Raw genomic sequence first — 13754 nt, 5'->3', positions numbered from 1 at the left:
TATTATCATGAGATCCATTTATAAATACATACTGCCTGCATTGCTGATCGTTTCAGGTGTTTCATGCAAAAAATACCTGGACGTTGTACCTGATAACGTAGGCACGCTTGACTATGCTTTTCACAACAGGAATGAAGCAGAGAACTATCTCTTCACTTGTTACTCCTATACACAAAGAGGCGATGTTACACACGATGCAGCATTCGTAAGCTCTTCAGAGATTGTGTACCCGATGAACCTGAAGTCGGAGTATTTCAACAAGATTGGATTCAATCTTGTAAGGGGCGGCCAAACCTCTGCCAGTCCGATTTTTAACTATTGGGATGGAGGCAACAATGGCGACAATATGTTTGTGCCCATCCGCATGTGTAACACCATGCTTGAAAATATTGACAAGCCAATTGATCTTTCACCCGTTGAAAAAACAAGATGGGTCGCAGAAACAAAATTCTTAAAAGCATACTATCATTATTACCTGCTTCGCTTGTACGGTCCAATTCCGGTGATCGACAAAAACCTTGACATCAACGCTTCCCCTGAAGCTGTGATGGTAAAAAGACAACCGATTGATTCCGTAGTCAACTACATCGTGAAATTGCTTGATCAGGCTGCACCTGACTTGCCACCAATGATTGAGAACCAGGTGAAGGAGTTAGGAAGAGTAACAAAACCTGCAGCGCTTTCACTAAAGGCCGAAGTGCTCATGCTTGCTGCAAGTCCTTTGTTCAACGGCAATCCAGATTATGCAGGCTTTAAAGACAAAGGCAAAGACGGTATAAACTTATTTCCGGAAAGCTATGATGCAATGAAATGGAAGAGAGCGGCAGATGCGTGCAAAGAAGCGATTGATGCTGCCGAAGGCGTAGGCATTAGATTGTACAAAGATTTTTCTGCACCAACCTTAACGCTCACAGAAGAATCAAGAGAAGTGCTCATGCTGCAAAACGTAGTAACTGAGCAGTGGGATAAAAATCCGGAATTGATCTGGTGTTCCAATCCAACATACGGTTTCCAGGGAGAAAGCATGCCGATCATGACAGCGAAATCCTTGCTGCACCTGTGGTCCATACCAAGCACATTTGCGGTTCCTATTTCTGAAACGGAGTTGTTCTACACAAAGAATGGTGTGCCGATCAATGAAGATAAAACATGGGACTACAACAATCGCTACACTTTACAGGATGGCGATGAAACCAACAGAGCGTATATCAAAGAAGCATACACCACCATTAAAGCACACTTTGACCGTGAGCCAAGATTTTATGCGGACATAGCCTTTGATGGCGGTATCTGGCTCGGCAACGCGCAACTTAATCTTGACAAGGCATTATACGTGCAGGCCAGAGGTGTTGGTTCTTTTTCAGGTGGTATGAAAAATGATGTGTGCGGGAACATCACCGGTTATTGGCCAAAGAAACTGGTGAATTATTTAACCACGCACGACGACCAGGGTCGTAAAGATGTTGCTTTCCGCATTGCACGCATCAGGATGGCCGGCTTGTACCTGTGGTATGCGGAAGCTTTGAACGAAGCAGGCAACGATCAGGGCGCACGTGACATGGCAATCAGCTATCTCGACAAGGTAAGAGAGCGTGCCGGTTTGCAGGGTGTGAAAGCATCATGGACAAGCTACTCTAACAATCCAACAAAATTTGCTACACAAGATGGTTTGAGAAAGATCATTCACCAGGAAAGAAGAATTGAATTGTGCTTCGAGGCACAATGTGGCTGGGATCTTCGCAGATGGAAAGAAATGCAGGAAGTGCTGGGCAAACCAATGCAGGGATGGAGCATTGATGAAAACCAGGCGGTGAACTACTATCGCCCACGCACAGTATTGGTTCCGGATTTCAGATTGAAAGATTACCTGTGGCCGATCCAGGATGATAACCTGATTAAAAACACCAACCTGGTACAAACGCCTTACTGGTAACAGACCGTTTGATCTTGAAAAATTTCAATGACTTAAAAAATTAGAAAATGATTTATAAAAATAACAGGCACAAGAATACACTTCGCTTTGTGGCATTACTGATGCTGATGGCGACATTGTTTTCCTGCTCCAAAATGGATCAATACCAGGGCATTGTTTCCACCGATCAAACAAAGCCCGATCCCGTTACCGATGTAAAAGTGAACAACATTAACGGCGGTGCATTGATCACGTATACATTGCCAAAATCGCAAAATCTTTTGTATGTAGTGGCAGAATACAATATCAGAGATGGCAAGCCAATGCAGGCAAAGGCCAGCTACTACACAGACACATTGAGGGTAGAAGGGTTTGCAGATGAAAAAGAGTACACAGTGAAATTGTACGCTGTGAGCCGTGCAGAAATAAAATCGGACCCTGTGGAAGTAAAAGTAAAACCACTCACACCAGTATTCAAATTGTTAAGAAACACCTTGACAATTGATCCAACTTATAGTGGCGTGACCATCAAAGGAACCAATGTGAACAAGAGTTTGCAAAACATTGTACTGCTCGAGTATGACAATGCTGCAAAAGGTTATAAAGTGGTGGACCAGCACTATCGCGCAGACAGCACGATCAAATATTCCATTCGCGGTTATGATACGTTAGAACACAAATTCGGTTTGTATGTATCTGACAAATGGGGAAATGTATCTGATACTTTAGTTACAAGTCTGAAACCATTGTACGATGTGCTGCTCAACAAAAGCAAAATGTCGCCTTATCGCTTAGGTACAGATGCAGCGCTATACACAGCCAGCGGAGGTTTCGGGCCTGTTGAGTATTTGTGGGACGATAATACCGGCACCGGTTGGCACACTGCCGGCAACCTTGTTTTCCCAATCTTCGTCACATTTGATATGGGTGTGTCTGCAAAATTGAATCACTTCGTTATGTGGGAACGATATGATGATTACAGCTATGGACACAATAATCCAAAAACGTTTACTGTTTGGGGAACAAACGAGACGCCACAGAACGTAACACTGCCGCAGGTTTCAAATGAAGGCGATGTGGTGAGCGGATGGACAAATATGGGCAACTATAAATATCCTGATCCTCCTTCCGGCAACAAGCCGCCAAATATCACGGCATCAGATAATCAGTTTGTAAAAGATGGCGTTGATTTCGATGTTCCGACAGGTCCTAAAGTAAGATACCTCCGCATTGCTGTAAGTTCCACATGGGGAGGCACTTCAGATGGGCATATCATGGAACTTAACCTATACGCAGATCCACGTTAACGCATTTGTAGATCATTAAAAGAAAGAAAATGAAAACATTCACAAGAATATCTCTTGTCACTTTGCTTGCTATCATGGTGATATTGGGTTGCGATAAAAAAGACACTGCCTTCAGAGACTACCTCGGTGGTAAGGAAGTCATTTATGCAGGCTTGCCTTCTAATGTAAGTTATTTTGCGGGTTACTTGCGTACGCAACTTTACTGGAACCCAAGTCCGGATCAAACCATTGCGAAGTACGTTATTTATTGGAACAACAAGGCTGATTCAATATTAGTGAATGCCACTACACACAAGCCTTCCGATACCATGCGTGTAATGATCAGCAACCTGAAAGAATATAGCTATGCATTTACCATTTACTCAATCGATGGACAAGGCAACCGTTCTATTCCGCTGGAGATAAACAATGTGAAAGTGTATGGTCCTATATATAAGGCAGGACTACTGAACAGACCTTACAATGCAGATAACCCTTCGAAAGTTAACGATGATGGTACAGTAACATTGAACTTCAACAAAGCGGATACGATCAACATTACAACTGTAATTGAATACACAAACACATCAGATGTGGTGGTGAAAAAGAATATCGATTCCAGTCAATATTCACTCATACTATCTGATCTTAAACCGGGAACATCTGTAAAATATTATTCGTCTTACATTCCGTTCGTGGGTTCGCTGGATACAGTGTTTACGAATGAAGCGTCAACCTTCCCGGAAATAAAAAAATATGTTGAGTGTGATAAATCTTTGTGGGCAGAATTACAAATGCCAAACGACGCACAAACATTGGGAACAGCTTATGGTCCTGAAACAAGACTCAACCGCATTTGGGATGGCGACTGGAGCGAGGGCGGACGTGACTTTTGGGGGAGCCATATCTTTCACAGCAACCAAGCGCACTTGCCTGCACAACTAAGTTTTGACCTTGGTAAAGATTACAATGAATTGGGTCGCATTGCAGAAATGGGAAGAAGCTGTTGCGCAACAGCCACCGCTTTTGAAGTGTGGGGAATCAGCACAAATGATATCAATGCCGCAGCCACCTCAAAGCCTTCAACAGACGCAGGCTGGGCAGATGAAATGCGTTCGAAAGGATGGACATTACTGAAAGATGTTGTAAGAACCGATAATGGCCAGGCGATAGCAACCTTTGATTTGATAAAAAATCCTCCGCCTGTACGTTACATACGACTACGTGTAAAAGCAGTAGCAGATGGCAGCAGCGGCGATTTTCAAATTGCAGAAGTTGGTTTTTGGAACATGGTGCAATTTTAAAATTTTATAAAGTGCAAGAACGTAGAGATTGATTTCTACTCTCTTCAATAAATAACATTTCTATATTACCACTAAGGCACTAAGTGCACTAAGACACACTAAGTTTCATCGGCAAGTTTTCTTAGTGAAACTTAGTGTACTTAGTGTCTTAGTGGTAAATTTGGTTCCTTATGGTTAAAAGAATATTCGCTATAATAGGCATTGTTTCAGCAGTCGCATGCTCGACAAATAAAAAGGCCATTGATCAACAATTGGCAACCACCATTCGTAATGATCAACGTTTACAAACCGTCTCGGCAAAAGCAGAAACATTGCTGCACGACGGCTTAAACGCCGGCAGCGGCTACGGAGAAATATGGATACGCGACCTGAACACTTTCATCGAACTCGCTTGCAAAACCGGCGATGTAAAAAAGATCCGCGAAGCATTGTTGACGTTCTTCAAATTTCAACGGGAAGACGGCAATATCGTAGATGGTTACATACCAAAAGGTACTTCGCAAATTTCTTATGATTTCATCTACAGCCCGCTGGCACCGGATTTTGCCGCACATAAAAATACGGTAGAGACCGACCAGGAATCATCTTTAATACAGGCCATTAATAAATACATCAACGTAACACACGATACTTCTTTATTGAACGAAGTGGTGGCAGGTAGAACCGTTGCGCAAAGAATGGAAGATGCGATGAATTTTTTACTGACAAAACGTTACAGTGAAAAGTACGGACTGATATGGGGCGGTACAACCATTGACTGGGGCGACGTACAGCCTGAACACGAGTGGGGTGTGGTGCTCGACAGCTCTTCGCATCCTGCGATTGATATTTACGACAACGCCATGTTTGTAATCGCCATGAATAATTATGTTGCCATGATTAGTGATGCGAACAAGAAAAAGCAATGGCTGCAAACAAGAGATCAACTGTCAAAAAATATAAGAACATATTTGTGGGATGCATCAAAACAGAAATTTATTCCGCATGTATATTTGAAAGGGTCTCCATTTCCAGCAAGCTTCGATGAAAACGCCATTTATTATCATGGCGGAACAGCTATCGCAATAGAAGCGGGGCTTCTCAGCGAAAAAGAAATACTGGCATCATACAAACAAATGCAGCAAAATGTAAAAGAAGCCGGCGCTCCATCCATCGGACTCACCGTGCATCCTGTATATCCCAAAGGCCTTTTTAAAAACACATGGTTGGTGCCATACTATTATCAGAACGGTGGCGACTGGCCATGGTTTGGCGGTAGAATGGTGCAGCAGCTGATAGCAAATGGTTACTACAAAGAAGCATACGAAGCGCTGTCGCCGATGTTAGACATGATCATCAAAAACGGTGGCTTCTCAGAATGGTATGATTTGAAAGGAGCACCAAACGGCTCGGGTCAATTCAGAGGTTCTGCAGGTGCTTTGTGGAAAGCAATCGCAATAATGAATGAGAAGATGTAAAAGCATTTTCAAGCGCAGTTAAAATAGTACAGATAATAGCCACTCTTTAGTAGATGTTGAACATCTTTGTTGAATTGCAAAATGGCAAAAAGCTTTTACCTTAGAGTGCGCAAACGTTAACACAAAAATCAAACACCGACCATAAAGTGACCGCATTGCATATGACTAAAAACAAAATTGCCGCTTGCATTTCGTTGGCTATTTTACTTTTTGTAAATACAATTGTAAGTGCACAGGAAAACATGAAGCTGCACTATACAACTCCTGCAAAAGATTGGATGACCGAGGCATTGCCCATTGGCAATGGCAGAATGGGAGCGATGATCTTTGGAGGGGTTGAAAAGGAACATCTGCAATTCAACGAACAATCTTTGTGGACGGGAGACGAAAAAGAAACCGGCGAGTACCAGGCATTCGGTGATCTCTATATTGACTTCAATAACAAAGATGCTTTTACAAATTATAGCCGCGATCTGGACATCAGCAGCGCAACCCATAGTATAGCTTACACACAAAACAACGTGCAATTTTTCCGCGAATATTTTTGCAGCTTTCCCGATAAAGTAACAGTGTTGCGGTTTACAGCCAATAAGCAAAATGCTTACAACTGTAAAATAAGGTTGACAGATATGCACAAAGCGGCTTTCGCTGCAAGCAATAATCACATTGCTACAAGCGGAAATCTTGCCAATGGATTATTATACGGTTCAGATGTTTACGTGAAAACAGAAGGAGGACAAACAAAGTTAATGCAAGACACTGCGGGCTATTTTATCACGGTCAGCAATGCAAATTCGTTTACGGTATATCTTACTGCTGTTACCAATTATTTGCAGGACAGCAAAAAAGGCTGGCGCTCTGCTGGGTTGAGTCGCCCGTCAAATCCTGCTTTCTTACAAAAGACATACGTGCAATTGAAAGCCGCTCACACAAATGATTACAAAGCACTGTTTGATCGAGAGCAGATTAATTTAGGCACCACAGATGCAAGCGCATTACAGCAAACAACCGAAAAAAGAATTCTTGCTTATAAAAAAAGCACCGATCACTCACTCGAAACCTTGTTGTTTCAATATGGCCGTTATTTATTAATCAGCTCATCGCGTAAGGGAGGCTTGCCCGCTAATTTACAGGGGCTTTGGAACAATACAAATACACCGCCATGGCGAAGTGATTATCACTCCAACATCAACATACAAATGAACTACTGGTTAGCGGAACCTGCTAATCTTTCGGAGCTGCACTGGACATTTCTCGATTATATCAACAGCATTCGTGACGTTCGCAAGAAAGCGACAAGCGATTATTACAAAGGCGTTCGCGGATGGACAGTACAAACAGAAAATAATATTTACGGTGGTTCCGGCTGGAAATGGAACCCTCCCGGAAGTGCATGGTACGCGCAACACGTGTGGGAACACTATGCGTTCACGATGGACAAAGCGTATTTAAAAACATTTGCTTATCCCATCTTAAAAGAGCTTTGTGAGTTTTGGGAAGATCATTTGAAAAAAAGACCCGATGGTACATTGGTAACGCCCGACGGCTGGTCGCCCGAGCAGGGCCCTGAGGAAGAAGGTGTGACCTATGACCAGGAAATTGTGTACGATCTGTTTACTAACTATATCGCGGCTGCCGACACGTTAAAGATTGATCCGGCATATCGTCAACGCGTGTACGAAATGAGAGAAAAATTGCTGAAACCCAAAATAGGGAAGTGGGGACAGATACAGGAATGGGAAACAGACAGAGATGATTCAACCAATCATCACCGCCACGCATCGCACTTGTTCGCCTTGCATCCGGGAAAGCAGATTACACCTGAGACACCGGCACTTTTCAATGCTGCAAAAGTGAGTTTGAAAGCAAGGGGAGATCTGGCAACGGGCTGGTCAATGGCATGGAAAATAAACTTCTGGGCGCGTTTGCTTGATGGCAATCATGCCTATAAAATACTGCAAAACTTCATCACACTTGTTGGCGGTGCGAGCATTGATTACCAGGAAGGTGGCGGCATTTACCCGAACCTTTTCTGCGCGCATCCGCCATTTCAAATTGATGGCAATTTTGGCTACACCGCAGCAGTTGCAGAAATGTTATTGCAAAGTCAGTCAAGCGCCATCAGGCTTTTACCTGCATTGCCAGATGCATGGCAAACCGGCTCTGTAAAAGGCTTGCGTGCCAGAAGAGGTTTTGAAGTTTCCATCAACTGGAAAAACAAACAACTGCAAACGGCTTCCGTCCGCTCGCTTAGCGGCATGCAATGCAGAATAATGTTACCTGCCTCTTTTTCAATAAAAGACAAATCCGGTAAAAAAATAAATTACACAAAAGACAGCGATGGCGTGGTGGTGTTTAACACCGTGAAGGGCGGGGAATACGTTATTGCAGTTGAGAATTGAGAGTTGAGAGTTGAGAGTGGAGAGTTAATGTTTTGCATGATTCTGTATCAACAATAACTCTCCACTCTCCACTCAATAAAAAAGTCCATCATTACCGATCATTCATCCATTTATAAAAATCGCTTTAAACATACATTTGATCACACAATAAGATTCTAAAAGTTTTATTGAAAATAATTTCTTGTCATGATGAAAACCCGCAAGGCTTTTGTTCTGGCCGCTTTTTGTTTGATAATAGTTGATCTTGCTTGTGCCCAAAGCACGGAAGATAAAGTCACACAATATGTCAATCCCTTCATTGGTACCGGCGCAGTAAATGGAAGCAGTCTTTCCGGCAATACATACCCCGGTGCAACATCTCCTTTTGGTATGGTGCAGTTGAGCCCCGATACAAGAGACGAACCTGAGTGGGACGCTGCTTGTGGCTACAACTACAACGACAAAACGATTGCAGGCTTCAGTCATACACATTTAAGCGGAACTGGTGCGCCTGATTTTTTTGACATACTGTTCATGCCGACAACCGGCCAGGTTCATACACGTGCAGGCAATGCCAACGAACCCAACAGCGGCTATCGTTCTCGTTTTTCGCACAGCGAAGAATCTGCAAGAGCTGGTTATTACCAGGTGAAATTGTTGGATTATAATATTAATGCAGAGCTTACAACAGGCACGCACACTGGTTTTCACAAATACACGTTTCCTAAAAACAGCGATGCCCATGTGGTGATCGACCTTGACCATTCACTGAAGAAGCCAAACTGGGGATGCAAAGTGATCGATGCACAGTTTAAAGTAATTAACGAATTTACAATCGAAGGTTATCGCGTAATCACAGGCTGGGCAAAGCTTAGAAAGATTTATTTCCACGCGGAATTTTCAAAACCCATCACCAATCAAATCATTGCTGATGGCGGAACGGTGTTTCAAAACAATGCAGTAGTCAATGGGACAGACCTTCGCGCAGTGCTGGATTTTGATACCAAAGATGAAAAGCCGTTGTTAATCAAGATCGGTATTTCGGCTGTAAGTACAAACAATGCACGCTTTAACATGCAGCAGGAAATTCCCCATTGGGATTTTAATTTGGCAGTCGCTCAGGCAGATGATGTATGGGAGAAAGAATTAAGTAAGATAAAGATTAGCGGAACAAAGGATCAAAAGCAAATTTTCTATACATCCTTGTATCATGCGTTCATACAGCCCAATACTTTGTCCGATGTAAACGGAGAATATCCTTCCATTAACTACACGATAAGGACAGGCAGGCAATATTCGACTTTCTCTTTGTGGGACACTTATCGCGGCGCACATCCTTTATACACTTTGGTACAACCTGCACGCACAGCGGATTTTGTCAACAGCATGATACGTCAGTATGAAGATTACGGCTATCTTCCTATCTGGCAATTGTGGGGTCAGGAGAACTATTGCATGATCGGCAATCACTCCATTCCTGTAATTGTAGATGCCGTGTTAAAGGGTATCCCCGGTATCAATAGACGCAGGGCTTACAACGCTATCAAAGCGTCATCGACCGTTTCGCATCCGGGTTCTCCATTTGATATTTGGGAAAAGTACAAGTACATTCCTGAGAACAAATTATCGCAATCTGTTTCTGTTACTTTGGAAATGGCTTATGATGATTGGTGCGTGGCGCAACTTGCAAAAGAGCTGGGAGAGACAGACGACTACAATCACTTCATGGAGCGTTCGCAATTCTATAAAAATTTGTACGACACTCAAACCGGTTTCTTCCGTGCACGTGATGATAAAGGCAATTGGTTAACACCTTTTAATCCTTTGCAGTATGGCGGCAACGGCGGAAACCCTTACACAGAAGGCAATGCATGGCAGTACTTTTGGTATGTGCCGCAAAATATTTCATCGCTTGTTGAATTGACAGGGGGCAAGCAAGCCTTCGATAACAAGCTCGATAGCTTCTTTACTATTACAGCAACGCACGGAGAGGTAAATGGAAATGCATCAGGCTTTATAGGGCAGTATGCACATGGCAATGAGCCAAGTCATCACGTTACTTATTTGTACAACTATGCGGGTCAGCCCTGGAAAACACAGTATTACGTTTCCAAAGTGCTTACAGATCTATACACTAACAACTCTGCAGGATACTCCGGCAATGATGACTGTGGTGAGATGTCGGCATGGTATGTGTTTAGCGCCATGGGTTTTTATCCGGTAAATCCGGCTTCCGGTATTTACGATATCGGCACTCCATTGCTAAGCAAAGCTGCGCTGAAAATGCCCAATGGTAAGATGTTTACGATGATCGCTAAAAATATTTCGAAAGAAAATATTTACATACAGGCGGCTAAATTAAACGGGAAAGATTATCAGCTGACGTACATAACACAACAGGATCTTGAGGCCGGGAGCACGCTTGAATTTACGATGGGCAGCAGGCCCAATAAGAAATGGGGAGTTCCTAAAACGAAGTGATGAATGATGGATGTCCGGCAGTTTTATTACTATGAAACATTTTTGCGACGCTCCATTGGATGCTCAATACTGTGTTTTCTTAAGGTGATTCCGCAACAAGTTTATGCCTTACGGGCAACAATACGCGGGAGTGCCAGTTTCTACTGATATTTTTTCCCCTACGGGAAAGGTTCTATTGCCCGTAGGGCATTAATGTCAGTAGAAAATATAACAGAGAGTTTCTTTTTGTCCCCGTCCGATCCGGCACGGGCGGGCGTAGGACATTAATATGAAAAGTAACGACATCGCTTAGCCAAACGACATTGAATTCTATTGAACAAATAAAACACACCCCTTATTTCTTTAACAACCGGGTTAATGAAAGAATAAAAAAGCAGTACATGAAAATGAAACGATTGTTCAGCAAGAGGAATTTTTTTTGCATGCTAAGCGGATTGTTTGCGGTAACAACACAAGCGCAAGATGATGTGAGAATGTTGTTCAAACAACCTGCCGACAATTATTTGTCATCGGCACCTTTAGGCAATGGTCGCCTTGGTGCGATGGTGTTTGGCCGTGCCGACAGAGAGCGTATCGTTCTCAACGAAATCTCCATGTGGAGCGGGGGCGTGCAAGATGCAGATGACAAAGATGCGTACAAGTATTTACCAGAGATAAGACAACTGCTGCTGGCCGGTAAAAACAAAGAAGCACAGGACTTAATGCAAAAGCATTTTGTATGCAAAGGGCCGGGCTCTGGTGAAGGCAAGGATGGAAAGTTCGGTTGTTATCAAACGCTGGGCGATCTTTTCATAAACTGGAAAGATGCTCAACAACCCATTCAAAATTATTCCCGCTATTTGCGACTCGATAGCGCCTATACAAAAACAACATGGCAGCGCAACGGCGTCGATTTTACCGAAGAAGCAATTGTTTCCGGGCCACAACAAGTCATTGCCGTTCGTTTACGTTCGTCGAAAGCTGGAGCACTATCATTTGCCACAAGAATATACAGAAAAGAACGAGTATCATACGCCGTGAAAGGCAATGAGATGCAGATGAGCGGTATCATGAACAGTCGCGGTGATGAAGGCATTTACTATGCGTCTGTTTTAAAAGTAATTCCAACAGGTGGGTCGCTTACGCAAAATGATACAAGCATCATTGTAAACAATGCCACTGAGTGTTTATTACTCGTGAGTGCAGCAACGGACATGAACTGGCCGAACGTTGAACAGCGCGGGCCTGCGCCGTTGCCTGTTGTACAAGCTACTTTGCAAAAAGCATCTGCGCAGTCATGGAAAAATTTATTGGCTGCAAACATCAAAGACTACAAATCTTATTTCGATCGTTGCAGTATAAAATTTGCCGGTGCAGCTCAGCCAGAGATCGGCAAAATGAGTGTGCAGGAGCGTTTGGTCAATTTCAGCAAAGGCAATAGCGATCCAGCGCTCGTCAGCATGTACTTTAATTTTGGCCGCTATTTAATGATTTCTTCTTCACGCCCTGGTGGAATGCCCGCTAACTTGCAGGGACTTTGGGCAGATGAATATCAAACACCATGGAACGGCGATTACCATACAGATATTAATGTGCAGATGAACTACTGGCCCGCAGAAGTTACCAATCTCGCCGATTGTCACACACCTTTATTTGGTTTGCTTGGACAAATGTCAAACTATGGAAGCCGCACAGCCAAAGCATATTACAATGCAAGGGGCTGGGTAACGCATCCTATCACGAATCCATTTGGCTTTACTTCTCCCGGCGAATCTTCTAGCTGGGGTTCGACTGTAACAGGTGGTATTTGGGCGGCCACGCATTTGTGGTCACACTATGAATTCAATCACGACAAGAAATTTCTTGCACAGGCTTATCCAATATTAAAAGGTGCCGCACAATTTTACCAGGATATTTTAATCGAAGAACCAACGCATAAATGGTTGGTGACTGCACCATCCAACTCTCCGGAGAACGCTTACTTCGACGCAAATGGCAATCACATCGCGAATTGCATGGGGCCGACTGTCGACAACCAATTTGGTCGCGCCATTCTTAACTATGCAGCCGATGCCGCAGATATTTTAGGGGTTGATAAAAAATGGGCCGATAGTGTTCGTGCGATCAGCAAACGTTTGCCGCCCAATCAAATCAGTCCCACTACAGGCGCCTTGATGGAATGGCTCACAGATGTGAAAGAAGTGGAGCCCGAGCATCGCCACACTTCACATTTAATGGCGGTTTATCCCTTGGATGAAATTACACCATGGGATACTCCCGAACTTGCTGATGCGGTTAAGGTAACGCTGGCTCATCGCGGCAAGGGAGGCATAGGCTGGGCATGGGCATCGCGCATCATGACGTGGTCGCGTTTGCAAAATGGAGACAAAGCACTTGAGCATTTACGTTATATGCTAACGCCGTCTACAGTTACTACAGTTGAATATTCATCTGGTGCAGGAACTTATCCAAACTTGTTCTGCGCGGGTCCACCGTTTCAGATCGACGGGAATTTTGGTTGTACTGCGGGTATTGCGGAAATGTTTTTGCAGAGCCACGGAAAAGAAGATGTGATACGCTTGTTGCCTGCATTGCCATCAGATCGGTCGCTTCAATCCGGTGCAGTCAAAGGTTTGCGGGCACGTCGTGGTTTTGAAGTTTCATATAACTGGAAGAATGCAAAAGTGCAAACCATCAATATTGTTTCAACAAATGGTTTGCCTTGCAAAATTTTATTGAACAATGCATTTACGATAAAAGATAGAAGCGGCAAAGCGGTGAAGTATAAAAAGGATGCAAGTGGAGTGGTGGAGTTCGCGACCGTTGCGAACGGAGCGTACAAGATTGAGGTGATTTGAGATTTGTTGTTTGCAAGGTCTCTGGATTACCACTAAGGCACTAAGGACACTAAGTTTCACTAAGAGAGGTCTAAATTTTAAACAACCCTTAGTGAG

The 13754-nt window shown here is 43.6% G+C and carries 7 protein-coding genes; all 7 read left to right on the top strand.

Going from position 1 to position 13754, the window contains the following annotated elements:
• The first annotated feature begins 7 nt into the window (after positions 1-7).
• The 7 genes from KTO63_RS00670 (at position 8) to KTO63_RS00640 (ending at position 13658) form a co-directional block, all read left to right on the top strand.
• On the top strand, positions 8-1933 hold the full coding sequence (locus KTO63_RS00670) for a RagB/SusD family nutrient uptake outer membrane protein (protein WP_217789190.1): 1926 nt from the start codon (positions 8-10) through the stop codon (positions 1931-1933).
• Positions 1934-1980: 47 nt separating this feature from the next.
• Positions 1981-3219 (top strand): DUF4959 domain-containing protein, encoded by a 1239-nt coding sequence (locus KTO63_RS00665; protein ID WP_217789189.1) that lies wholly within the window; start codon positions 1981-1983, stop codon positions 3217-3219.
• Between the two features lie 29 nt (positions 3220-3248).
• Positions 3249-4502: a DUF4998 domain-containing protein gene (locus KTO63_RS00660; RefSeq protein ID WP_217789188.1), complete on the top strand. Its 1254-nt coding sequence runs from the start codon at positions 3249-3251 to the stop codon at positions 4500-4502.
• 170 nt (positions 4503-4672) lie between these two features.
• On the top strand, positions 4673-5959 hold the full coding sequence (locus KTO63_RS00655) for a glucosidase family protein (RefSeq protein ID WP_217789187.1): 1287 nt from the start codon (positions 4673-4675) through the stop codon (positions 5957-5959).
• A 161-nt stretch (positions 5960-6120) separates the two neighbouring features.
• The gene (locus KTO63_RS00650) at positions 6121-8361 is read left to right on the top strand and encodes a glycoside hydrolase family 95 protein (RefSeq protein ID WP_217789186.1); all 2241 of its coding nucleotides are present in this window, start codon (positions 6121-6123) and stop codon (positions 8359-8361) included.
• Positions 8362-8547: 186 nt separating this feature from the next.
• Positions 8548-10821 (top strand): GH92 family glycosyl hydrolase, encoded by a 2274-nt coding sequence (locus tag KTO63_RS00645; protein ID WP_217789185.1) that lies wholly within the window; start codon positions 8548-8550, stop codon positions 10819-10821.
• Positions 10822-11201: 380 nt separating this feature from the next.
• Complete coding sequence (locus KTO63_RS00640) at positions 11202-13658, top strand: glycoside hydrolase family 95 protein (protein ID WP_217789184.1); 2457 nt, start codon at positions 11202-11204, stop codon at positions 13656-13658.
• The last annotated feature ends 96 nt before the right edge of the window (positions 13659-13754 follow it).

This window comes from Pinibacter aurantiacus, assembly GCF_019130065.1.
Classification (GTDB): Bacteria; Bacteroidota; Bacteroidia; order Chitinophagales; family Chitinophagaceae; genus Pinibacter; species Pinibacter aurantiacus.
The sequence above is the reverse complement of the archived record's forward strand: the minus strand, read 5'-3'. Positions and strand labels throughout refer to the sequence as shown.